The organism is Marinobacter sp. 1-4A (assembly GCF_016597725.1).
Classification (GTDB): Bacteria; Pseudomonadota; Gammaproteobacteria; order Pseudomonadales; family Oleiphilaceae; genus Marinobacter.
The window spans coordinates 457,181-481,736 of the sequence record NZ_VCGY01000002.1; the positions used below are offsets into that span (position 1 = coordinate 457,181).

Here is a 24,556-nt window from a genome sequence, read left to right on the forward strand (position 1 = left end):
ATAGGGATTTTTAGTTGGCATGAAAATAGCTTAACTGTAGCAACTTAAAGCACAACTTGAAATGTGCTGTTTCACCGTTCAGAGCTAGGAGTTATGCCATGAAGATGTTGGCGAAAGGATCCATTGGTGCGTTGTTGCTGGCTGCCGCTATGAGTGTAGCGGCATACCCTGTAAATCTTGACTCTGTGAGCGGCGAATGGCAGTCGCCTGTCGGCGGATCACATATTCAAGGAGTCGGATCAGAGAGCATTCGCTGGGGTACGGGCGAGGTGTCATGCTCAGGAATTCTTTGGTGGAGAGAGTGCTCGAATGGACCGCAAAGCGGTTTCAGCTTCGAAGGGCCTAACAATTTGCCGCAAACGCTGACCTCTAATGATCCGTTCGTGCTTGGAACATTCACCCATTTTAACAACCGCATCACTGGCGAAAGCATCTCTGGCGCTGCCCTTGATGTGTATGCTTCGTTCTCGACAAACCCAAGTGATGGCAATATCACCGGACCTTACACGTTTGATTTCAGCCATACTGAAACACCAAACGTTCACTGCGGTCCACTTGCGTTTATCTTTGGCTGTTCAAATCGCGATGTGGATGACATTGTTCGCTTAGACAACATGATCGAAAGCTCAGAGTTTCAGTACGGCTCCAATATCTACTGGTTATCCCTGCTGGGCTTCGACGGTGGTATAAATGAGCTATCTACTTCAGAAGGTGATGCGACGTCCGTTAACCTTCTTGCAAGGCTGAATGTACGTTCTGCAGCTGTCGCTGTACCTGAGCCTGGCACCCTAGCCCTACTCGGCCTTGGCCTAGCCGGCCTCGGCATGGCACGTCGCCGCAAAGCCTGAGCGGCTGGCGCACAAACAGGAGTACGCTAACCCTGTAGTGCGCAGAATGTAAATGAGCACAAAGCTGACACCCCGCGCTTACATCCGGCCGGGGTGTCAGCTTTTTTAACACCTACGTTTTTTTCAACATACCCTTCTTCCCGTGATCTGAACCCGCATTCCAAGCATAATACTCACCAACACTTTCTACTTTTACGGAATTCATGGACTCAATCACCCAAGCTGCTCTGGGCGCCTCCATCGCGGGTGTTTTGGCAGGCAAATCCCTCGGGCGGCCTGTTCTGCTTACCGGCGCGCTACTAGCCACTCTGCCCGATCTCGATGTGCTGATTGACTATGGAACGGCGGTTGCGAACTTTACGCAGCATAGAGGCTTTAGCCACTCTCTGTTTGTGCTCGCACCTCTTTCACTACTGTTGGCAGCTTTGCTTTGGCGCTGGAAGCCGGAGCCGGGGTTTTCGCGCTGGCTGTTACTGACGGCAATGGTGTTAATGACGCACCCGCTACTAGACACTTTCACCACCTACGGAACCCAGCTTTTCTGGCCGATTGGCAGGCCGCTTGCCATAAGCAGCATTTTTATCATCGATCCTCTCTATACACTTCCGCTTTTGGCAGGCTGCATCGCCTTTCTCATACGCCCTCCGGCGGTGCGCGCCGTGGCAGCGGGGCTGGTTCTCTCCACTGCGTATCTCGGTTGGTCGTTTGTAGCCCAGCAAGCCATCACCGAGCGAGTGCAGCCCGCACTTGCAGACGCCGGTTTTGAAGACGCTGAATTGCTTGTACAACCCATGCCGTTCAACACCGTGCTCTGGCGTGCCACAGCCATGACCGACCAACACCGCGTTGAAATCGTAACCGGCTTTCTGGACGGCGACGCACCTTTAACACTTGAATACTTTCCGCGCCAGCCAGAGCTGGCCAAGGCTGTCTCGCAATTACCCGAGACCCGCCGTCTGGAATGGTTTACCCGCGGCTTCCTAGATTATAAAACCAACGGCGGGGAAATCACCGCAACCGACGTTCGGCTTGGCATTCCCGGGGCTCACCCGTTCACCTTCATTCTCGCGAATCAGCAAGATGGCTCCGTTATTCCCGGCAATGGTGCGCGAGCACCACGCCCCGTTATGAATACCGGCGCCCTGCCTTTGCTTTGGGCCCGCACCACCGGCGCAATTCCAGTACTGTGTCTTGCCAGCCTTGCAACGCCAACCTCTGGCCAGGAGTGTTAACAACCATGCGCCTTGATCAATTTATTTCCACAAACTCACCACTTTCTCGCAAAGAGGCCAGACGGGCCATACATGCACGGCGGGTTGAGGTTAATGGTGAGGTTTGGAAAGACACGGGAAAGCACGTTCCTGCGGATGCCGCGATCTCTCTGGATGGTGCGCAACTGACGATTCAGGGCGAACGCTACCTGATGCTGAACAAGCCTGCGGGCGTTGTCAGTGCAACCCGCGACAGTGATCACCCAACGGCACTGGATCTTCTTCCTGCGGAACTCACACAAGATCTGCACATTGCCGGACGATTAGATGCCGACACCACAGGCTTACTGCTACTGACAACCGATGGAAAATGGTCTCACCGGGTCACCTCCCCCAAAGTAGACTGCCCGAAAACTTACAGGGTAACTTTGAACACACCCATTTCAGAGTCCGCCATTGAAGAGCTGGAGAAAGGCCTTGTGCTTCACAACGAAGTGAAGCCTACAAAGCCGGCGCAGGTCAAAGTTGTAGAGCCACAATTGATTGAGCTGACCATTTCAGAAGGGCGCTATCATCAGGTCAAACGCATGCTTGCAGCGGTGGGGAACCATGTGGAAGCCCTGCACAGGCAGAGCATTGGCGCCGTCTCACTCGACCCGGCACTGAAGCCGGGCGCGTATCGAGAGCTGACGGAGCAGGAAATCGCTTCGATTGCTTGAGATCAGGTGCGTTCGAAGCGCTGAGCCTTCAGGTTTTTACGCACAGCACCAGCCTCGAACACCTCGCCATTCATCGCGATATAAACGCCCGGAGGCAGAAGCTGCACCGCTGCCCAGGCAAACCCTATGTTGAACACCGCATCACTGCGGCGCATTCGTGCAGGCTGCATTGCGCCTGTAAGGACGATGGTTTTACCGCTCAGAGGCGACAGCACTTGAGCCGTTTCAGCCATGGTGTCCGTTCCGTGGGTAATCAATATACGATTGCTTTCACTGGCGGTGGCGGCATCAAGAACCTGTGCACGATCTGCATCATTCATTTCCAAGCTGTCTTTACGCAGCAACCCCCGCAGGCTGTAGCCTTTATGGATATTGGATTCCGCCAGCAATTCCGGCACCAGAGACTCGCCGATCTCAAATTCGCTGTTGGCGTCGAAATACACCTTATCGATGGTACCGCCGGTGGTAAAAATCTGGATCATGACCTTCCTGCCCTGTTCAGCGTCTGGCGCAACTTTGAGTAGACGTTACTTGAGCGCGGTCGTTGCGGGGCCATGGGCCATTGCGTTGTATGCCGCGTTCTTCTTTTGTGCGTATTGCCTTGCAGCTTTTGCCACGCGCCCTTCGGCACCGGTATCCAGCCAGCGTTTGATGCGCCCTGCATCTCCCATTGGAGACCGAGTTCCCAAAGAATCCAAAAGCACCGCGACCACCTGCTTGCCGTTCATTTCCGATATCATCACCAAGCAGCGCCCGGCCTCCGAAAGATAGCCGGTTTTGCTCAGCTCCACCCCCCAACTTTCCCGGTGCACCAGAGCATTGGTGTTACCAAATGACAAGCTATAACGGGGGTTGCGGAAGTTGCCGCGAAAATAGCCCGTTGTGGAATACTCCCGAATCTCCGGGTGCTTTGCCGCGGCATTAACAAGCTTCACCAAATCCCCCGCTGTGGATAGATTCTCTGCCGAAAGCCCCGTCGGATCCACAAAGCGGGTACCGTCCATACCGAGGGCTTTTGCTTTGGCGTTCATCGCATCAATAAATGCATCGAAGCCACCCGGATGACTTCGGGCCAAGGTGTAGGCTGCAAAGTTTTCAGACGACATGAGCGCAATGCGGAGCACATCGGAACGGCGCATCTTCGAGCCTACTCGGATGCGAGTGTAGGCATTCGCGGCGGCAGCCGTGTGGCGTTTCTGGAATACCAGCCACTCATTCAGCGGGGCGCCGGATTCCAGCACCACTAGAGCTGTCATCACTTTGGTTATTGAAGCAATGGGAACAGGCCGGTCTGCATTCCGGCCAAATACCAGTTCGTTGCTACCGGCCATCGCCACGGCCGCATTGACCGACGCTAAATTCAAGTTCTGAGTACCAGCCACGCTGGCGCTCTTCTGCTGCGCACTTACTGCTAGTGGCAGGCATAAAGCCAGCCACAATAGCATCCGCGCGATGTTCACTTTATACATGGTGCGTTCTGTCTCTGCTTTATTGATGCATCATGGCAGGTCAGTAACCGCGCCGGTGGACGCAGAACTTACTGTGCGAGCGTATTTGGCAAGCACGCCGCGTGTAAATCGTGGCTCGGGAGCGACCCAAGCTTTGCGTCGGCGTTCAAGCTCTTGGTCAGACACATCCAATACCATAGTGTTGGCCACCGCATCGATGGTAATTGTATCCCCATCCTCAACCAGCGCAATGGGGCCACCTTCTGCAGCTTCGGGGCTGATATGCCCAACGACAAAGCCGTGGCTGCCTCCGGAAAAACGACCATCCGTGATCAAAGCTACATCGTTGCCAAGCCCCTTACCCATAATTGCCGATGTCGGCGTGAGCATTTCACGCATACCCGGGCCACCCTTCGGACCTTCGTATCGAATCACCAACACATCACCGGCAACCACGGTTCCGTCGATAATCCGCGCCTGCGCTTCTTCTTCGGAATGGAACACCCGGGCACGCCCGGAAAAATGAGTGCCTTCTTTACCGGTGATCTTGGCAACGGCGCCTTCCGGTGCCAGATTGCCATGGAGAATGCGCAAGTGGCTGTCTGCTTTCACAGGGTTGTCGAACGCACGGATAATGTCCTGATCTTCGGGATAGGGCTCTACTTTAGCCAGATTTTCCGCCAGCGTGTGGCCGGTTACAGTCAGGCAGTCTCCATGCAACAAGCCTCGATCGAGCAACATCTTCATCAGAGGTTGTATGCCACCAATCGCCACCAACTCAGACATCATGTAGTGGCCGCTAGGACGCAAGTCTGCAAGAACAGGTACGCGCTTACCAATCTCTACGAAGTCTTCCAGACTCAGCTCCACATCAACCGTGCTGGCCATTGCCAAAAGGTGCAGAACTGCGTTGGTTGAGCCACCCAGAGCAATCACAACGGTAATCGCATTCTCGAACGCCGCTCGGGTCATAATGTCTGAAGGCTTGATGTCTTTATCCAGAAGATTCAAAACCGCTGCACCCGCGGCACGACAATCATCCAGCTTGTTATTGGATACCGCATTCTGTGCGGAACTTCCCGGCAGGCTCATCCCCATGGCTTCAATAGCCGATGCCATGGTGTTGGCAGTGTACATACCGCCACAGGAACCCGGGCCGGGAATGGCTGTTTCTTCAATCTGTTTAACTTCAATTAAATCGAGATCGCCCCGAGCGTGAGCCCCCACCGCCTCAAATACCGACACAATGTCCGTATGGTTCTCACCCGGCAGAATGGTGCCGCCGTACACAAACACCGATGGCCGGTTCAGTCGGGCCAGCCCTATTAGGCAGCCTGGCATGTTTTTGTCACACCCCCCAATGGCAACCAGCCCATCAAACCCTTCGCACCCTGCCACAGTTTCTATGGAGTCGGCGATCACCTCCCGCGACACAAGCGAGTACTTCATACCGAGCGTGCCATTGGCAATGCCATCAGAAACCGTGATGGTATTGAAGATCAATGACTTGCCGCCAGCTGAATCAGCGCCCGCCGAGGAAGCTTCGGCCAACTCGTGAATGTGCATGTTACAGGGCGTCAAATTACTCCAGGTGGAGGCAATGCCGATCTGCGGCTTACGGAAATCCTCATCGGTAAAACCGACAGCCCGCAGCATAGCCCGGCTAGCGGACTTGCCCACACCATCCACCACAGGGGCGGAATAACGGCGGCGTTTGTCATCGGTCATCAGTTTCTCCTTTAAAACAGTTACAAAACGCAGTTGTCGTGAGAAGCCTGTCCGCCTGACCTGAATCAAACGGCGCAATGCGAGTGCCTCTTACAATCGTTGCACAATAATTATGCCTTGGAGGCAAGCTATGTCATCACCCATTTCGCCATCAACGGGTTGTCCAGAGTACGAACTCTGGCGCCGCGGCTATGGCGTCATCCAGCATACCGACACCACTTGCGAGCATGTTCAAATTCTTGCTTCTCGTCTTGTTGCCGCAGGCCTCCAACCTGATACCGCTACAGTCTACCGCAAGCTGGCGGACCTAGACCGGCTAACCAGCGCTGGCATGTGGTTGGTCGTACACATGACTTATGCAAACCGCGTAGACAGCTCTGGCGCCCCTTTGGCTGCAAAGGACTTCAAGTGCAATCCCGAAGGCCATACTGGCGGCGCGTTGAACATGGTCCCAGCCTATGCAGCCTACATGGCTCTAAATAACCTGACAGGGCGAACCCGCAGCTGGCTGATGGGCCAAGGGCATTGCGTTGCCGCCATCGATGCACTGAACGTGCTCACCAGCAACCTTCTGCCAGAACAGCATAAACGCTACACCGGAACGGATGGGCTGTCACGGATGGTAGCGGATTTTTACAGCTACCAGCAAAAGCCGGATGGCAGTACAGCAGCCCCATTGGGAAGTCATGTTAACCCATACACGGCGGGCGGTATTATTGAAGGCGGTTACTTAGGCTTTGCCGAGCTTCAGTACGCCCACATGCCACTGCCTGGCGAATCACTCATCGCCTTTTTGTCTGATGGCGCAGCTGAAGAGCAGCGCGGCAGTGACTGGATCCCGCGCTGGTGGCGGGCAGCCGATTGCGGTTTGGTGATGCCAGTAATGATCGCCAATGGACGGCGTATTGAACAGCGCACGGAACTGGGCACCCGCGAAGGGCTTGAAAGGTTTGAGGCGCGTCTTGCCGCTCTGGGCTTCGATCCTTTCAGGTTCGATGGCCGCGACCCGGCGGCCTTTGTTTGTGCGCTAGCCGAAATGGAGAACTCACTGCAATACCGGAGTGACCGTGCGCTGGAAGGCGAGCTAAGTTATCCGGTTCGCATTCCCTACGGCATTGCCGAAACGGTGAAAGGTTTTGGCTTTTATGGTGCAGGACTAAACCCAGCACATAATTTGCCACTGCCCGGTAACCCGCGACTGGACGTTCGAGCTCGGGAATTGTTTCAAAAACACGCATCGCGCCTTTGGGTTGCTCCGCAGGAACTTGCACAAAGCGTGTTGCGGTTGAAAGAGCATGAGCAGCAGTCTCGACCCTTGGAGCGCGACCATCCTTTGGCGAAACGCAATCCGCCAGACTTAGCTATTCCGGTCATTGCCGCCTGCCATGAGCCAGTTTCTCCCATGCGGGCAGTTGACGACTTCTTCCGGGCTTTGGTTGCGCAAAACCCGGAGCTCAGGGCACGTGTGGGTAACCCCGATGAGCTTGCCAGCAATCGCCTGACAGGGGTTCTGGAAGACCTCAAACACCGGGTTAACGATCCCGAGAATGACTCGGAGTCGGTTGATGGCAAAATCATCACCGTACTGAACGAGGAAGCCGTTGTGTCTGCTTGCCTAGCCAACAAAGCCGGAATCAATCTGGTCGCCAGCTACGAAGCCTTTTGCGTAAAAATGCTCGGCGCAATCCGCCAAGAGCTGATTTTTGCGCGCCACCAGAAAGCCGTTGGCCGCCCTGCCCGCTGGCTTGGCCTGCCGGTGATTGCCACTTCCCACACTTGGGAAAACGGCAAGAACGAGCAGTCGCACCAAGACACCACCTTTTGTGAAAGCCTGCTGGGTGAAATGAGCGATGTGTCCCGGGTGCTTTTCCCGGCGGATTACAACAGCACTCTGGCGGTTCTTCCTTCGGTTTTCACAGGGCGCGGAACCATCAGTTGCATGGTCATACCCAAACGAAACCGGCCTTGCGTGTTCGATACCCACGAAGCCGAGGCTCTTGCACGGCATGGCGCGTTGGTAGTGGACGAAGATACATCTGGCGACGAGCCAATCCTGTTGATCGCGAACGGCGCCTACCAGCTTTCAGAAGCCATCCGCGCTTGCGAGCGGCTGCGTGAAACAGGCACATCTTTCCGACTGGTCTACATGCAGGAACCGGGGCGCTTCCGCGAGCCGAGAGACACGTTGGAAGCAGACATTTGCATGACGGAGATTGAGAGGGAACGGCTGTTTCCCAGCCGTTTGCATCGGCGAGTTGCGCTGACACACATGCGACCGGAGGTATTTCGCGGGCACATTCACACGCTATTTCCAAACCCCAGTCAAAGCAGAATACTGGGTTACATCAATCGCGGCGGCACCTTGAACGAGGCAGGCATGCTGTTCGCCAATCGTTGCTCTTGGGGCCACGCTCTGGCCGCTTGCGCCAGCGTATTAGACAAGCCACCCGGAGAGTGGCTATCCAGTGCCGAACTGGCAGCCGTTGAAGGCCGCGGTGACCCTACTTTGATCACTCGCGGCCTGCCATAGCCGTCAGGACGGAACAGACTCCAAACGGCGGTTACCCATGCCGGGCCGGACTCTCCGGCTCGCGCTGCGGGTAGTATCAATGGCGTAATCACGAGCCTTGATAGTGTCCACAAAGTACCAGTCAGCCCGCGCCTCATCCGTTGTGAAGGTGACCATCATGTAGCCTCTTTGATTGAGGTTCAGGTAATCCAGATCATCCGCCAGCAAACCAATGCCCTGCTCGGCTCCGGCAACCTGATCTGCCTGCAATTGCAGATACTCCTCCAAGCCCGGTGATGACACCGAAGATGTGGCAAACTCCACGCCTATTTGATCGCCATTAAAGTCTTTCAAGTTATTGGCCCAAGCGTTGTGGGTATCCCCCGCCAGCACCACAAGGTTCTTATTCAACTGCTTTGCGGTACCCAGAACCACTTCCCGTTCGTACTGGTAGCCGTCCCACGCATCAAGGTTATAAGGCGCAGCAGTTTCTATCCGCGCCAACTCTGCGGCGGTAAGTGTGGGGTCCCCTGCCAGCTTCCGGCCCTTAAGCTGAGCTAACTCTCCAAGCGCCTGCGGCAAGCCTGCAAAATTCTCCGTTGCTATAGCAACCAATAACTCGGCCGGAAGGTTCATACGCCCCATGAGTATTTGTTGACCCAACACCTGCCACTTGGCCGTGGAATATCCCATTGAGGACTGAAGCCAGAGCAACTGCTCGGCACCCAGCAAAGTGCGACTTTGGCTCCCGACATCCGCAATAAACTGGGCCTGATTGAGACTACCATCTGATGAAAAGTAATCCAGATAGTTCAGTGGTTCATCTCGTCCCATATGCCGGGTATCCAGCATGTGCAGGTCCACCAAATCTCCAAACCGGAAAGTGCGGAATATTGCCTCGTCATTACCCTCAAACACCGGGCGTATAGGCATCCACTCAAAGTATGCTTGCAGAGCCTCGAGCTTACGGGTGCCGTAGTCGCCCTCATCGGCATTGTGGTTTTCTGCACCGTTTTGCCATGCGTCGTTTGCGACTTCATGATCATCCCAAACAACAATAAACGGTACTTTTTCGTGCAGCGCCTGCAGGTCTGCATCCGACCGATAAATGTCGTAGCGGCGGCGATAATCCTTCAGCGTTATCAGCTCCACATCGTTATCTGCCGGGAAGGTGCGGCCAAGCGCAGCCGCGTCAGCCGCAGCATAACTGCCCGCTTCACTGCTGTACTCATAGATATAATCACCCAGATGTACAACCGCATCCAGGTCATCCCGCTTGCTGATTTCACGATAAACGTTGAAGTAACCTGCAGGGTAGTTTGCGCAAGACACCACGGCCAGACGAACCGAATCCACGCTGCCCTCCGGCAAGGTGAGGGTTTTACCCACGGGGGACTGGCTGTCGGAGGTCCGGAACCGATAGTAGTAGGTCTGGCCAGAGGTGAGGCCACGAACGTCCACTTTAACCGTAAAATCGTGGGCGTTTCTGGCCTCTGCCGTACCTGAGTGAATCAAATTTTCAAAACCGGAGTCCGTAGCCACTTCCCAAGCCACGCTCACGGCTTTCTCAAACTCTTTGTTCGGTACTACCCGGGTCCATAGAACCACTCCGTCGGCCAAGGGGTCGCCACTGGCAACACCGTGAGAAAACTCTGTAGAGCGTTTGTCGTCGCTATCGAATACACAGCCAGCTAAGCCCGTTGAGACAACCACTGCGCCCATGCCCATGGCAGACGCCTTCAGAAAGTCCCGTCTCGTCAGTTTTGTCATTATTATAGGTTCCTTTAAATTCTTGGAGGTGGACAGAGGTCGAGCACCCAATGCCCGAAACACAACAGCACGCACCTTTTATTGCGCCAACTTAGAAACTAGTCCGCTTGTGTGAAGAACGCACTACCGAATTGCGACAACGCCCTGTCAAATTGCGACAGGTAAGAAAATCAGTGCACAGTGGCAGGGAATAAACGCAGCGAAGGATGGGGTATCGGGGGCTTAAAGAAACAGGTGCCCGACCTGACGGGCACCTTACTGGCGAACGATTAGGGCTGACGAGGGTCGGTTTCAGCCACCCAAGGGTGCTCTTTGTGGCTGTCGCGGAAGGCTAGCAGGCTCTCGACGCCCGAGAAGTCGACAAGGTCGCGAAAATCCAACCAGTCCACCAGACAGTAGAGACACATGGCCGGGTAATTCCACTCCTCGAACTGTCCGTCTTCAACCTGAGCGGCGAGTGTACGCAAGGTTGTCATAATGCGCTCGCGCTGCAGATCAAAAAATAATACGCCTGGTGTGTCTACATCCAGACCAGAGCGCTTTGCCAACAGCAAAATCACGGCTGAATCATTGGCACCGTCAATCAGGGTAAGCTGGTTCTGCTGGTCCCAGGTTAGGGGGTCGCGGCCCTGCTTGGAACTGATATAGCGAGAAATTATCCGGGAATCGTAGATTTCCTGACCATCGCTTTCAAGTACGGGTATTTTCAGCGCCGGATTGTTGCGCCGGATTTCGTCACGGTCTTCGCCGTAAATATCCAGATTAACGAAGTCGTAGCGTTCCTCATCAAGCAGGATGCGGATGCGCCGGACATAGGGCGAGGTAGTTGATCCAAACAGCTTCATAAACTCTCCGGTTGAGTAAACCCTTTAAAGACACTCTTCATCAACACAGTGCCTAGCTGAAAATGTACCACATCAATCCCGTAGCACAGGAAAATAACCCAATCCTTATAACAAAAAAAAGGCAGCCGAAGCTGCCTTTTTGGCGGTTACTACTCTATCCGAGCGGGATTAGAGAGGAGTAACGTTCTCCGCCTGAGGACCTTTCTGGCCCTGGGTAACGGTGAACTCAACTTGCTGGCCTTCTGCCAGAGTCTTGAAACCGCTGCCCTGAATTGCGCTGTAGTGAACAAAAACGTCCGGGCCGCCTTCACGAGTGATAAAGCCAAAGCCTTTAGCTTCGTTGAAGAACTTAACAGTACCGGTAGTAGTAGACATACTTAAACTTCCTGAAATCAATCATATTATCTGCTGCCATTCACTGAATGTGACTGGTCAGCGTTTTACGGAAATACAGAACTCGCGGGATCAAAAACAGGACGGTCACTACTAACTGCGGAGTACGTCATATTCATGAAATGCTTTGCTGAATCTTTCCTTCCAAAACACTCTACTACTGAATCATCGGCTTGCCAAGTAGATTTAAAATAAATCGCCTAGGTAGTCCTACCCATCAGCCTTTCAATACACCAAAGGTATAAATACCCAATGCAGTCATGAGTATAGAGCCAATAACATGGGCGAGAATGCCCGTAATGGCCATCGCCCATTTGCCGTCTTGAATCGCAGCAAACATCTCGAGAGAAAAGGTAGAAAATGTCGTCAGCGCACCACACAAGCCTGTAATGGCAAACAAACGCCACTCAGGCGCCAGCGAACTACTCTGGCTGAAGTAGCCAAGTAACAATCCAACCAACCAACCACCACTTAAGTTGGCGGCAAGAGTTCCAAATGGAATCGCGTGATAGCTGGAGTTCAACCAAAGCCCAAGCAACCAGCGCAGGTTGGCGCCGACAACGGCACCTGCGCTGACTGCAATGAGCGATAACCACATGGTCAACCGCTTACCTGCTTATGCTGGGTTGTGGTCAATCAAAGTTTCCTTGTTGCGGGCAAACTCATCAAACGGAAAGTCGTCCACAGTCAGCATTTCAAGCACCACAGATTCGTACTCACGCATGAACTGGGCTTCCTCTTTGGTGTAGATGCCAGCTTCCAAGGCCGCTTCAAAGCGCTCTTCCGGGTGCAACGCAGTGGCCGGGAGCTCACCTTTGGCATAGGCCTTCGTAGCTTTCCGGTAGAGCTGTTCGGCTTTGTCGTAGTCTTTCAGCAAGCCATTGTAACGAGCCACCGGATTCTCCACCGCACCTTCGCCTTCTGTCGTCCAAGTGCCAACAAGCAGCTTGTGACGAATCGGCGTATCGGTGGAAATAAATCGAGCAAGCTTGCGTGCAAGATCATCATGGGGGTTATCCCAACGCCTACCTAGAGGCAGGGTGATTGCGCGCAGAGCCAAGGCTACCGCACGATTCGGCAGATTTTGCAGAAAGCCATCCAATGCCTCCTCTGTGCGGTGCAGAAGCAATTCAAGGCTGTATTGCATCACTTCTTTTTCACCTTCCACTGGCTGGGTTTCGTGCCAGTTCTTGAGCACCATGGAAGCGAGGTACAAATTGGAGAGCATGTCGCCGAGCCGTGCAGAGATCAGCTCGCGCATTTTCAATTCACTGCCTAGCGTCGTCATAGCGGCGTCGGAGCAGAGGCCAAAAGCGGCACTGAACCGGGCAACCGCCTGAGCGTACTTTCTGCTGGCACTGTCGAACGGAACATCGGCGCGGCCAATGCTAAGCGCCTGAGTAAAGGCACGAGCTGCGTTACCGAAAATCAAACCTGCATGGCCAAAGAAAGCGTCGTCAAATGCATTGATGTCGTCATTATCTTTAGCGGCCAACTCTTTAAGCACATAAGGATGGCAACGAATCGCGCCCTGACCGAAAATCATCAGGCTCCGGGTCATGATGTTGGCACCTTCCACCGTAATGGAAACAGGTGAGCCGCTATAGCCTATGCCCAGATAGTTACGCGGCCCCAGAGTCACCGTTTTGCCGCCGTGAACATCCATGGCATCTGCCAAAATGCCACGTTGAAATTCAGTCAGGTGGTACTTGAGGATCGCCGATGGCACAGCAGGCTTCTCGCCCTTATCAATCATGTTAGCTGTGTGGTTAACCGCCGCTTGTGAGATATAGGTCTTGGCGGCAATGCGAGCCAGAGGCTCCTGCACACCTTCCATATCTGCCACAGGCGTGTTGAACTGGCGGCGGATACGGGTAAAGCCGCCCGCAGTTCCCACAGCGTAAGCAGCAGAGCCTGCCGCACCCGAGGGCAGCGTGATACAGCGGCCAACAGAGAGACACTCGACCAGCATGCGCCAGCCTTGACCGGCCATGTCCAGACCACCGATAATGTAATCCAGCGGGATGAATACGTCCTTACCGATGATCGGGCCATTCAGGAAGGGACTACCGATAGGGCAATGGCGGCGGCCAATGTCCATACCTTTGGTGTCACGGGGAATCAGCGCACAGGTAATGCCATAGTCTTTGGTGTCACCAAGTAAGCCCTCCGGGTCAAACATGCGGAACGCCAGCCCCACAACCGTCGCGATGGGTGCAAGGGTGATCCAGCGCTTTTCAAAGTTCAGCTTTATACCAATAACTTCTTTACCGTCTACTTCCTGTTTGCACACCGTGCCCACATCCGGCAAAGAGGTGGCATCCGAACCAGCACGGGGGCCTGTAAGGCCAAAGCAGGGAATTTCGCGGCCGTCAGCCAATCGCGGTAAATAGTGGTTTTTCTGTTCATCCGTACCGTACTTCAGCAGCAACTCGCCAGGCCCGAGAGAGTTGGGTACGCCTACGGAAACCATCAACATCTCGTTGGCGGCAATCTTTTGCAGTACCGCAGTCTGGGCTTTTGCAGAAAAACCAAGCCCGCCGTACTCTTTGGGGATTATCATTCCAAAGAACTTCTCTTTTTTGAGGAAGTCCCACAATTCTTTCGGAAGATCGGCGCGCTCTACCGCGATATCCCATGCATTACACATAGAGACCGCCTGAACGCACTGGTTATCCACAAAAGCCTGCTCCTCTTCGCTTAGGCCGGTGTGCCGATTGATCAGCAGGTTGTGCCAATCCGGCTGCCCGGTAAATAGCTCGCCGTCCCAACCCACGGTGCCAGCTTCAAGCGCCACTTTCTCGGTAGCCGATACTTTTGGAGCCACTTTCTTGAACATGGCGAAAATGCGCGGTGTGAGCCAGCCCTGACGCAGGCCCGGCAACCCGGCGGCAGCAGTAACAGCAGCGCCGATAAAGAGAATCAAAGCCAGCCATCCTGACGCAAACATCCACGACAGAATGCCAACCACAAGCATTACACCAATAGCCGGTTTTGCACCGGATTCACGCCGCATAACAACTAGCAAGCCTGCCAGTGCCACAAGAAACAGAATCAAAGTCATCATAGGGTCTCTCTGTTATCCATGGGTCAATTGAAAAATTGTTTACTCAAGGGTATCTCAAAAAACAGCTCTAAGCTGTGACGATCACCCGAATCCCTTCCAAAGCCAGACTCGCGCGCCCAATGGCTTCCTGTGCGGCCGCGAGCTGACTGCGGAAGTAATCAATTTCCTCTTCGCGGATCGCCGGGTTCACTTTTTTCAGGGCTTCCAGTCGGCGGATTTCCGGCTCAAAGTTTGCCGCTAACTGCTCAAGAGCCTTTTGCTTCATGGGCTCCAGATGCGGAGCAGACAAGCGCTCCACGTGGTCTACCATCGTTTCCACCTGTGGCCGAATCTGCGGCACAATCGCCTGTGCAGTGCGCCGCCGGATATTGGAGCATAGATCATTCAGTCGATCATGGGGCAGTGCACCAGAAAGCTCTTTACCGTTCACATCCACCAGCAAACGCAAGGGCGAAACCGGCAAATACCGTGTCAGCTGCAGGGCTTCGGGCGCTGGGCAGTGCACCGTAAACAGGGCTTCCATAAGCAAGGTTCCTGCTGGCAACGCCTTCACTGACAAGCTTGCCAGTGCCGCCTTGCCCAGCCCGGAACTGGTCACCGAGTCCATCACGCCGGTGACCATAGGGTGCTCCCAGCTCATAAACCCTATATCTTCCCGCTCCAGAGCATGCTGGCGATCCCAGGTAACGGTTACACCGTCTTCCGGCAACTCGGCAACGTGGCCAGCCTGATATTGCTCGCCGGGGCGAAGAATGTCGGCATGTTCAGAGTGGTCTTCCACATCCACGCCGAGAATATCGAAGGCTTCCATCATGTAGTCGCGCACTTGAACGGAGCCTTCTTCCTCTTCAATACCGGCAATCAACGTATCCGCGATATCCCGGCGGCAGGAATTGAGCTCAATCAAAGCATCTCGACCATTCTGTAGCAGCGTTTTCAGGCGATCGGTCTCAGCCGCCGACGCTTCAACCAGATTATCCAGTACGGACAAGTCGCCTTCGATGGCGCTATTCCACTGCTCGCTAACCTTTTCCTGCACCGCCACGCCCACCGCGCAGCTTTCAGAAAACGCATTCAAACCTTCATGGAACCAGCGGTATTGGACCTCCTGCGACGTGTTCCTAAGGTAAGGAATATGAATATCGATGGTTTCCGTCTGCCCGATGCGGTCAAGTCGCCCAATACGCTGCTCAAGCAAATCAGGGTTTGCGGGCAAATCAAACAGCACCAGATGGTGCGCAAACTGGAAGTTGCGACCTTCGCTGCCAATCTCGGAACAAATCAATGCCTGAGCGCCTTGTTCGTCGTCAGCAAAGTAGGCGGCGGCTCGGTCACGCTCCAAAAGGCTCAAGTGTTCATGGAAGGCGGCACTGCGAATGCCTGCCCGAAGCTGCAAATACGTTTCCAGGGCCATGGCCGTTTCAGCCATGGCACAGATCACCACCACTTTGGCGGGGCGCAAGCTAGCTAGTTTTTTCTCAAGCCAGGCAACTCTCGGATCGTCTGCAAGCCATTGCTCTTCCGGCACCGACTGCTCGGGAGCCAAGCCGGGATAGCCAAAGGCTTGATCTTGATACATGGTCGGGCAATCCAAAGGCACCGCATTGGCCCGGCGCTCCGGAAAACCCTGAATGGCAGCACGAGTATTACGGAACAACACCCGCCCGGTGCCATGACGATCCAGCAGTGCATCTATAATGGACTGGCGTGGGGAGTCCCCTGCCAACAACTGCGCCATCTCATTGCCCAACCAGAGTTCCAAGGCCTTGCGGTCTTCCTCTTGGATCTCCGAGTCCTCATCTTGTATACGCCGCACCACATCATTAATTGCTTCGTACTGCTGCTCTTCGTCCTGAAACGCCTGCAAATCATGAAACCGTGCAGGGTCAAGCAGTCGAAGCCGGGCGAAATGGCTAGCCACACCCACTTGTTCTGGCGTTGCCGTCAACAACAGCAAGCCTTCACTTACCTCTGAGAGTTCTTCTACCAACTGGTATTCAGGGCTAACTTCCTCCGGACTCCAAGCTAGGTGATGGGCCTCATCGACAATCATCAGGTCCCAACCTGCCTTCAATGCGTCGGTTCTGGCTTTTTTGCTATTGACCAGAAAATCGAGACTGCAGAGCACCAACTGATCGCTTTCAAACGGGTTAACGGACGATTCGTCACCAAAGATGTGATTCATCAAAGCGTCGACATCGTCTTCGGAGTCTTTTATGGCATCGTAGCGGCTCTGATCCACAATAGAGAAACGCAGATTGAAACGCCTTAGCATCTCCACCAGCCACTGGTGTATCAGGGAATCCGGAACCACAATCAGCGCCCGCCGGGCTCGACCGGTCTGCAGTTGGTAATGCAGAATAAGGCCCGCCTCAATGGTTTTACCAAGGCCCACCTCATCGGCCAAAAGCACCCGTGGCGCATGGCGTTTCGCAACTTCATGGGCAATGTAAACTTGGTGCTGCAAATGCTGCGTGCGGGCGCCAATCAGCCCGCGTGCGGGGGACGCACGCAGCCGGTCCATGTGTTGCAGTGTGGCGAAGCGCAGGCGGAAGGCGCCATTGCGATCAAACTGGCCTGCAAACAGGCGCTGGTGCGGTGCAGAAAAATTAACGGAACCCGCGAGCTTTACTTCGGATATCTGCTCCAAATCCTTTTCATGCTCCTCGCCATCATCTATCGCCTCTGCGTGATAAAGCAGTACACCACCGAGATCTTCAACCGCGCGGACCAGATATCTGGAACCCTCGAAGGTTTCGATTTCCTCACCCAACTGATACACGATGCGCGAAAGCGGAGCGTTATCAATAGCGTAGGTGCGCTCTTCATCCGCCGCAGGAAACCCCAGGGTAATCCGCCGGCCAGAAATGTCTGTCACTATTCCTAGGCCAAGCGCCGTATCACTGTGGCTGACCCAGCGCTGACCTATAGCAAAATCCGATGCGTCCAAAAAACCTCCAGACTCTTTAGTTTCGTGTTGCGCCTTTCTCGCGCACCCAATAGGCGGTCGCGCCGCAAACTGCGGCAGGAACTACGACCAAATTAAGAACCGGCACCATAGCGGCCAACGCTACCGGCAGCCCGAAGCCCAACGCTGACAGGCGAGTATCGGCAAGCAGCTGGCGCAACGCCTTGAAGCTCACTTTGTGATTATCCGCCGGGTAGTCCACGTACTGCAGCGCCATCATCCAGCTGTTGAACAAAAACCACAGCACGGCCGCAACCACGTTGACCACCGGAATAATGCCAATAAGAAACAGGCCCAAAGCCCGGGGCAGGTAATAGGCGATCTTCTGCACTTCACGCCATAGCGCTCGGGGAATATCTTTTATGATGGTTGCCCAGCCGTCATCGGTGCTCACTTCTTGGCCAGTAAGATGCTTTTCCGTTAGCTCTGCCAAGTAGCCATAGAAAGGCGAGCCGATAAGGTTTGCGATAATCACAAACCCGTAGGCCAACATAAGCAGGATTACAGCACCGTATAAAATCCAGAATAGCCAATCCAGTGCCTGCAGCCAGGGCCAGTCGGGAAGCCAACCCATCGCGGTCGCAATTAATACGCTGAACAGTTCGCCCAAGAAATAAAACAGCAGTCCGAAGAGAAAAATATTGATGATAAGCGGAATGACCACGAATAGCCGCAAGCCAGGCTGGCGAATCAGGCTAAAGCCCTCACCCAAATAGCCCAGTCCACGAAAAAAATTACCTCTGAGCATCGCCGATTGGCCCTCCGCTTCAATGACAGTGACGGGGCGCAAAGCATATCATGTTGAAAACCTTCACACAGCCAGAGAACTCTGACGGATTTCACCAATGGCAACACTGAAACACCAACTGACCGTTTTGTTGCACTGCCGCCCGCTGTGGCGCCTTGCCCTATTGCTGTCAGTTGTCGCTATCGGCTTTCTGGCAACCACAAACAGCAGTTACCCGATACCTTCCGCTCCCAGCGACAAAGTGAACCATCTGATCGCCTTTGTTGAACTCACCATTCTCACACGACTGGCGTGGCCACAGCTCCGGGCTATCTGGTACGCACCGGTTTTACTGGCGTTTGGGCTGGGCATCGAGGCCGTACAGGCCAACCTGCCATACAGAGACTTTTCGCTGATGGACGTCGCCGCAGACGGTGCAGGCATTTTAATCGGACTCCTACCTTGGCCTGGGCTACGCAAAGTGAGTCATCAGGATTTGAGAGATTCGCCCAACTCCGTGTGAGATATATCTCACAAGTATGTGAGATCTTGCAGTAATCTGACGTGCGCAGAGGCCAAATTGTCACCTCAGAAAAACTTAAAACATTGATATGATTAATCTTTATTAACACCAACCGCCAACCCTTTAGCAAAGACAGGTTAGATCCCGCAGGTTTCTATCATCAGCCGTTGGTATAGTGACTTCGTCAGGGATGGCAAGGAAACGGACGACGCACTGGATGCACCCCGGCATGGAATGCAGGGAGAAGCAGGGATACATGGATATCTGGCTTAAGGGATAACTATTCGGATGGCTGGCTCGGATGCTGGCACCACGGAGTGGCAAATGGATTCGCAACACGGCTGTTGCACTCAGCGCAAGGATGCGCCGACCTGTTCCGGTAAAGGGCAGCCCTAGGGTTGCCCTTTTTTTATTCCTTGCCCCATCCGTTATACTGCCGCCTCATTCTGGCAAGCGACTGAGCCCTGTCATGGCAAGCAGACCCGATACCGATAATTATCTTTCCTTGTTCCTAAACGACACCCCATTGATGGATGTACGGGCACCCGTAGAATTCGCCAAAGGCAGCTTCCCGTGTGCTCAAAACGCTCCCCTGATGAATGACGAAGAGCGGCATCGGGTGGGAATCTGTTACAAGGAGAAAGGTCAGGACGAAGCCATCCGGCTTGGGCACCAACTGGTTTCGGGCGACATTCAAGCCCAGAGAATCGAAGTCTGGAAACGGTTTATAGCCAACCATCCCGAGGGTTACTTATTCTGTTTCCGGGGCGGTTTGCGGTCCAGACTCACCCAACAGTGGATCAAAGACGCCGGTATTGATTACCCTCTCATTAAGGGTGGCTATAAGGCTTTACGCCGTTTCCTTATCGACAGCCTCGACAACCTCATAGAAGCCGGTGATTTCCGCATTCTTAGCGGACGCACGGGAACCGGAAAAACACGCGTTCTGCGGCAACTCCCCAACCCGGTAGATTTGGAAGGGCTGGCAAATCACAGAGGCTCCAGTTTCGGGCGTCAGGTAACACCACAACCCTCGCAAATAGACTTTGAAAACCGGTTGGCCGTTGCCATGCTCAAAGCACACCACCTAACAGGCGGGCCGATTTACCTTGAAGATGAAAGCCGTCTTGTCGGCCGCTGCGCCCTGCCCGATGCATTGAAAGAACGCATGGCCCGCGCTCCGCTTCTTGTCCTCGAACAGTCTTTAGAAGAACGCACACGCATTATCCGGGAAGACTACGTAGAGGGCATGTGTACCGAATACATAAAGCGGGACGGAGAGGAAGCAGGCTGGCTGAATTTCCGTGACTACCTGCTTGGCGCTCTAGAACGCATAAGCAAGCGCCTAGGTGGCGAACGCCACAGCCAGCTGCGGAGTCTTATGGAGCAAGCCCTGCAGCAACAGGAAAGCCGTGGTGACGTTGATGGTCATGACGCTTGGATCCAGCCCCTGCTGCAAAATTACTACGACCCCATGTACGACTACCAACTTAGCCAGAAGCAGGGGCAAATTCTTATTCGAGGCGGAGCGGAGACCGTAATCGCTTGGGCGGGCGAAAATGTCTCTACTTCGGCGCTGTGAGTCTCCGCTGCAACTCCGATATACCCCGGCCGCCTTGTCTGCTATAAAAAGGCGTGAACTGATCCGGCGGCACCGGAACCACACTAAAACGACAATCAACTAAGAACAGGAATCACAAGGAGTCCCTATGGAAGACCTATTTAGCGCTGACGGGCGCGCTTCTGAATATGTGGATCAGGCCATTGCACTGGTCATGACCTATGCCCCAAAAGTTTTGCTAGCCATTATTACGCTGATTATCGGCCTATGGCTGATCAATCGCTTTGTGAACGTTCTGGATGCCAAGCTTGGCAAGAAAGACCCTACCCTTAACAAGTTTTTGTGCGGGTTAATTAGCGCTGTTCTCAAAATTCTGCTGCTGATCTCTGTTGCCTCCATGGTGGGCATCGCCACTACCTCCTTTGTCGCTATCATTGGTGCCGCAGGCCTGGCTGTTGGTCTTGCTCTGCAGGGCAGCCTGGGGAACTTTGCCGGTGGCGTACTGATTCTGATTTTCAAGCCGTTCAAGGTGGGCGATGTGATCGAAGCTCAGGGCTTTCTGGGTTCGGTGCGTGAAATCAGTATTCTCTACACGGTTGTGGACACCTTTGATAATCGTCGCGTAGTGATCCCCAACGGCGAGTTGTCCAACTCCAGCCTGACCAACATGAGCGTCTACGACACACGCCGTTGCGATATGAAGTTCGGCATTGGATACAACGACGATATCGATAAAGCCAAGAGCATTTGCAAACGGCTTATCGAAGAAGATGAGCGCGCGCTCAAAGACCCTGCACCACTAATTGTGGTGGGCGGCCTTGGAGACAGCTCTGTTGACCTTACTGTTCGGGCCTGGACAAAGTCTGGGGACCTATGGCCGTTCTACTGGGACATGCAAGAGCGTGTGAAAAAAGCCTTTGATGCGGAAGGTATCTCCATTCCCTTTCCTCAGCGCGACGTTCACATGTACAAAACCGAGTGAAATAGCAATCCGTATCACATAGATACAACCCGTTACTCGCAAACAGCACAACCTAAGCTAAGCTGACCAATAATGACGGGGCCCTTGGGGCCCCGTCAGAACGTCGCCGGAGCAAGCTACACATGCCGACCGCTTCGGATAGTTGTCATTGCTGGTAGGAGGCTTTCTCTATGCCGATACAGCAGCTAAAAGAATTTCTTGATGGGGCCAATGTTGAATACATGTGCCTCACTCACCCCCCCGCGTTTACCGCTCAGGATCTTGCCCACCACGTGAAAATTGCGGGTGATAAGGTCGTTAAAACTGTCATTATCGAACTGGACGGAAAAATGGCGATGCTGGTTATGCCTGCAACCTGGCGCGTGCGCTGGGAGAGCCTTTCCCGCATTTTGGATACCGACTTTGTTGACCTTGCCGACGAGCAGGAATTTCAGGATCGCTTCCCAGACTGTGAAGTCGGGGCCATGCCGCCTTTCGGCAACCTGTTCGGGATGACCGTTTACTGTGCCGAACCGCTAACGGAACAATCCGAGCTGGCCTTTGCCGCAGGCAGCCATACAGAAACCCTGCACATGAAAACCCGGGATTTTCTAAACCTGGTTCAGCCTATGGTGCTCAATCGAGGATTTATCAAACCCGGCACCCAGAAACCGGCGTGGTTATTGAAAAGCCGTGGCCAGCCCGGGGAACACTCGGAACAACAGGCATCCGGGATGCTAGGTTAATGCTGCTATTGTATTCGGCTTGACCCCGGTCGCTTGTCTGATTGTTGCCATCGCGTAAACTGTGGGCATCAGACAGGAAACCGATATGACTCAAGCATTTGATATTGTAATTGTCGGCGCTGGCATGGTTGGCGCCGCACTTGCTACTGGCCTCGGGCAGGAAGGCTTCAGCGTCGCGATGGTTGATCGCGCACCTGCACCCAAGTTCGATCCGGACTCTGCCCCCGATATACGCGTTTCCGCCCTAAGCGCTGGAAGCGAACGCTATCTGCGAAGTCTGGGCGCTTGGGACCATATCCTCAATATGCGCGCAACACCCTATCGCCGCCTAGCGGTGTGGGATGAAACCCCTCATCCATTAAGCAACTTGCTACCGCGCACGTCCAATCAGGTGGAATTTGATGCCGCCGGGCTGAACGCCCCTCACCTAGGCCATATTGTTGAAAACTCCGTAACCCAGCAGGGCCTTTGGCAAGCTGCACAAGCCGAGCCCTCGGTTACCATACTGGCAGGCAAGGGCGTCACTGGCATTACCCAGACTGGTGGTCAGGCCAAAGTTGTGCTTGAGGGTGGCGAGGAACTGACCGCCGCACTCATAATTGGTGCCGACGGTGCGCAATCCCGGGTGCGGGACATGGCGGGCATCGGTGTTACCCGGAACCAGTACGGTCAGCAGGCCATGGTTATTTCTGTGCGTTATCAGGGGCCAGTGCAAGATATCACCTGGCAGGGGTTTTACCCTTCCGGCCCCAGAGCCTTTCTGCCGCTTTATAACGCAGGCGCCAGTCACTCTGGGGAAAGCCGCGCTTCACTGGTGTGGTACGACTCGCCAGAAGAAATCGCCCGCCTGAAAACCCTGAACAATGAAGCCTTGATGGTGGAGATACAGAAGGGCTTTCCAGCAGAACTTCCGCAGCTTACCCATATTGAAGATCGCGCCAGCTTTCCTATTGCCCGCCAACACGCCAAGCACTACTCGGCGGGGCGTATTGTGCTAGTGGGAGACGCCGCTCACACCATCAATCCCTTAGCGGGACAGGGCGTAAACCTTGGTTTTCAGGATACCCAGTGTTTGCAGAGTCTTTTGAAAGAAGCCAAGAGAGCCGGGGACGATCTGGCCAAGCCTTCATGGCTGGCCAGCTATGAGCAGCAACGGCGACCTGCGAACAGGCGTATGATGTTCGCCATGGATGCGTTTTATCATCTGTTTAGCAACCAGATTCCGCCGCTTCATTTGCTCCGGAACCTCGGCTTGGGCACGGCCCGTGCCCTGCCCTTCGCACGCAATCGGGTAGCACGCTATGCCATGGGAATCGACGATGAGCTACCAGCGGTTATCCGGCAATTAACAGCCCGGTTGCCGGGTTTGAGCCAGCTTTGAATATTTGGACAACGATAAACAAAAGGAAGCCAAAATGTCAGAAACGCTTTTCACCAAGATCATTAATCGCGAAATCCCGGCGGATATCGTTTATGAAGACGACATCAGCTTGGCGTTTCGCGATATCAATCCGCAAGCACCGGTACACCTGCTGATCATCCCCAAAAAGCTGATTGCTACCATCAATGATATCGAGGAGATGGACCGGGAACTGGTCGGCCATCTTTACTGGGTAGCCTCCAAGCTCGCCAAAGAGATGGGCTTTGCCGAAGACGGCTATCGCACTGTGATGAACTGCGGTGAAAACTCCGGCCAGACCGTATTCCACATTCATCTGCATCTCTTGGCAGGCAAACCTCTAGGCTGGCCACCGTATACCGACAAAATGAAGCAGGCCTGAGCAACCAAAGCTTGGATAGCGTGGGGCTTTAACGCCCCACCACCCGTTCCGCTTCTTCCATTGGGGTGTGGCGTACGTCTTCGCCTTTCACCATAAAGATAACGTTCTCGGCAATATTGCAGGCGTGATCGCCCACCCGCTCCAACGACCGCAGAACCCACATCACTGACATGCAACGCGAAATATTGCGGGCATCTTCCATCATAAAGGTGAGCAACGTTCGAGCTGCCGCCTGATATTCTTCATCTACTCGTTTATCTTCCTTCATTACCCGTAAAGCCTGCTCGGAATCCAGTCTGGCGAAGGCATCCAGTGAGTCATGAAGCATGGTCATCACATGAGCGCCAATATGACGAACCTCCCCGTAACCTTGGGGCGCCTGCCCTTCTTCGGTGAGCTTGATGGCAAACTTGGCAATCTTTTTGGCTTCGTCGCCTACTCGCTCCAAATCCGCCACCATTCGAATGACCGAAATCACCAACCGCAGATCCCGGGCCGTGGGCTGGCGACGGGCGATGATGAGCATGGCCTCCTCATCAATATCCATTTCCATCCGATCAACCGTTCGGTCGTTGGCTCGAATTTCTTCCGCCAAATACCCATCGCCTTCAGTCAAGGCCTTCAAAGCACTTTCGATCTGAGTCTCCACCAGACCGCCCATTTTTAGAAATCGGGTTTTCAAGGCCAACAGTTCGTCGTTGAAACGGTTAGATATATGATCCCCATAAACGTCGTCTTTTTTACTAGGCAC

Annotated in this window: 21 protein-coding genes; 10 read left to right on the plus strand and 11 right to left on the minus strand. The window is 54.2% G+C overall.

Annotated features, from left to right (window positions below; translation table 11 throughout):
* The first annotated feature begins 98 nt into the window (after nt 1-98).
* The 3 genes from FE845_RS05850 (at nt 99) to rsuA (ending at nt 2,778) form a co-directional block, all read left to right on the plus strand.
* Nucleotides 99-848: a THxN family PEP-CTERM protein gene (locus tag FE845_RS05850; protein ID WP_200362316.1), complete on the plus strand. Its 750-nt coding sequence runs from the start codon at nt 99-101 to the stop codon at nt 846-848.
* A gap of 203 nt (nt 849-1,051) precedes the next feature.
* Entirely contained in the window at nt 1,052-2,080 is a 1,029-nt protein-coding gene (locus FE845_RS05855; RefSeq protein WP_200362318.1) for a metal-dependent hydrolase, read from the plus strand.
* A 5-nt stretch (nt 2,081-2,085) separates the two neighbouring features.
* On the plus strand, nt 2,086-2,778 hold the full coding sequence (gene rsuA, locus FE845_RS05860; RefSeq protein ID WP_200362320.1) for a 16S rRNA pseudouridine(516) synthase RsuA: 693 nt from the start codon (nt 2,086-2,088) through the stop codon (nt 2,776-2,778).
* 2 nt (nt 2,779-2,780) lie between these two features.
* Here rsuA and FE845_RS05865 read toward each other — a convergent pair whose 3' ends face one another.
* Genes FE845_RS05865 through ilvD form a run of 3 tightly spaced genes read right to left on the minus strand, consistent with a single transcriptional unit; the run spans nt 2,781 to nt 5,954 of the window.
* Complete coding sequence (locus FE845_RS05865) at nt 2,781-3,260, minus strand: asparaginase domain-containing protein (RefSeq protein ID WP_200362322.1); 480 nt, start codon at nt 3,258-3,260, stop codon at nt 2,781-2,783.
* A 45-nt stretch (nt 3,261-3,305) separates the two neighbouring features.
* Nucleotides 3,306-4,247: a D-alanyl-D-alanine endopeptidase gene (gene pbpG / locus FE845_RS05870; RefSeq protein WP_227714103.1), complete on the minus strand. Its 942-nt coding sequence runs from the start codon at nt 4,245-4,247 to the stop codon at nt 3,306-3,308.
* Nucleotides 4,248-4,277: 30 nt separating this feature from the next.
* A complete protein-coding gene (gene ilvD, locus FE845_RS05875; RefSeq protein WP_200362324.1) occupies nt 4,278-5,954 on the minus strand; it encodes a dihydroxy-acid dehydratase in 1,677 nt (558 codons plus the stop codon).
* A 130-nt stretch (nt 5,955-6,084) separates the two neighbouring features.
* On the opposite strand from ilvD, the gene FE845_RS05880 reads away from it, so the two are divergent.
* Nucleotides 6,085-8,484: a xylulose 5-phosphate 3-epimerase gene (locus FE845_RS05880; protein ID WP_200362327.1), complete on the plus strand. Its 2,400-nt coding sequence runs from the start codon at nt 6,085-6,087 to the stop codon at nt 8,482-8,484.
* 3 nt (nt 8,485-8,487) lie between these two features.
* Here FE845_RS05880 and FE845_RS05885 read toward each other — a convergent pair whose 3' ends face one another.
* From FE845_RS05885 to cysZ, 7 genes are all read right to left on the minus strand, one after another.
* Nucleotides 8,488-10,233 carry an alkaline phosphatase D family protein gene (locus FE845_RS05885; RefSeq protein WP_227714104.1) on the minus strand — a complete coding sequence of 582 codons (1,746 nt, stop codon included), beginning with the start codon at nt 10,231-10,233 and terminating at the stop codon, nt 8,488-8,490.
* 269 nt (nt 10,234-10,502) lie between these two features.
* The gene (locus tag FE845_RS05890) at nt 10,503-11,078 is read right to left on the minus strand and encodes a glutathione S-transferase family protein (RefSeq protein ID WP_200362329.1); all 576 of its coding nucleotides are present in this window, start codon (nt 11,076-11,078) and stop codon (nt 10,503-10,505) included.
* 168 nt (nt 11,079-11,246) lie between these two features.
* Nucleotides 11,247-11,453 carry a cold-shock protein gene (locus FE845_RS05895; protein ID WP_071265711.1) on the minus strand — a complete coding sequence of 69 codons (207 nt, stop codon included), beginning with the start codon at nt 11,451-11,453 and terminating at the stop codon, nt 11,247-11,249.
* A 235-nt stretch (nt 11,454-11,688) separates the two neighbouring features.
* Nucleotides 11,689-12,069 (minus strand): fluoride efflux transporter CrcB, encoded by a 381-nt coding sequence (gene crcB, locus FE845_RS05900; protein ID WP_200362331.1) that lies wholly within the window; start codon nt 12,067-12,069, stop codon nt 11,689-11,691.
* A gap of 18 nt (nt 12,070-12,087) precedes the next feature.
* The gene (locus tag FE845_RS05905) at nt 12,088-14,538 is read right to left on the minus strand and encodes an acyl-CoA dehydrogenase (RefSeq protein WP_227714105.1); all 2,451 of its coding nucleotides are present in this window, start codon (nt 14,536-14,538) and stop codon (nt 12,088-12,090) included.
* Nucleotides 14,539-14,605: 67 nt separating this feature from the next.
* Nucleotides 14,606-17,488 (minus strand): RNA polymerase-associated protein RapA, encoded by a 2,883-nt coding sequence (gene rapA / locus FE845_RS05910; RefSeq protein ID WP_200362333.1) that lies wholly within the window; start codon nt 17,486-17,488, stop codon nt 14,606-14,608.
* Between the two features lie 16 nt (nt 17,489-17,504).
* The gene (gene cysZ / locus FE845_RS05915; RefSeq protein WP_200362335.1) at nt 17,505-18,254 is read right to left on the minus strand and encodes a sulfate transporter CysZ; all 750 of its coding nucleotides are present in this window, start codon (nt 18,252-18,254) and stop codon (nt 17,505-17,507) included.
* A 97-nt stretch (nt 18,255-18,351) separates the two neighbouring features.
* Here cysZ and FE845_RS05920 point away from each other — a divergent pair, with 97 nt between their 5' ends.
* The 6 genes from FE845_RS05920 (at nt 18,352) to FE845_RS05945 (ending at nt 23,805) form a co-directional block, all read left to right on the plus strand.
* A complete protein-coding gene (locus tag FE845_RS05920) occupies nt 18,352-18,756 on the plus strand; it encodes a VanZ family protein (protein WP_200362337.1) in 405 nt (134 codons plus the stop codon).
* Between the two features lie 469 nt (nt 18,757-19,225).
* Nucleotides 19,226-20,338: a tRNA 2-selenouridine(34) synthase MnmH gene (gene mnmH, locus FE845_RS05925; protein ID WP_200362339.1), complete on the plus strand. Its 1,113-nt coding sequence runs from the start codon at nt 19,226-19,228 to the stop codon at nt 20,336-20,338.
* 127 nt (nt 20,339-20,465) lie between these two features.
* Nucleotides 20,466-21,299, plus strand: coding sequence for a mechanosensitive ion channel family protein (locus FE845_RS05930; RefSeq protein WP_200362342.1), 834 nt, complete (start codon nt 20,466-20,468; stop codon nt 21,297-21,299).
* A gap of 170 nt (nt 21,300-21,469) precedes the next feature.
* Complete coding sequence (locus FE845_RS05935) at nt 21,470-22,024, plus strand: aminoacyl-tRNA deacylase (protein WP_200362344.1); 555 nt, start codon at nt 21,470-21,472, stop codon at nt 22,022-22,024.
* 85 nt (nt 22,025-22,109) lie between these two features.
* On the plus strand, nt 22,110-23,405 hold the full coding sequence (locus tag FE845_RS05940) for an FAD-dependent monooxygenase (protein ID WP_200362346.1): 1,296 nt from the start codon (nt 22,110-22,112) through the stop codon (nt 23,403-23,405).
* Nucleotides 23,406-23,439: 34 nt separating this feature from the next.
* The gene (locus FE845_RS05945; RefSeq protein ID WP_200362348.1) at nt 23,440-23,805 is read left to right on the plus strand and encodes a histidine triad nucleotide-binding protein; all 366 of its coding nucleotides are present in this window, start codon (nt 23,440-23,442) and stop codon (nt 23,803-23,805) included.
* A 28-nt stretch (nt 23,806-23,833) separates the two neighbouring features.
* On the opposite strand, the gene phoU is transcribed toward FE845_RS05945, so the two are convergent.
* Nucleotides 23,834-24,556 carry a phosphate signaling complex protein PhoU gene (phoU, locus tag FE845_RS05950; RefSeq protein ID WP_200362350.1) on the minus strand — a complete coding sequence of 241 codons (723 nt, stop codon included), beginning with the start codon at nt 24,554-24,556 and terminating at the stop codon, nt 23,834-23,836.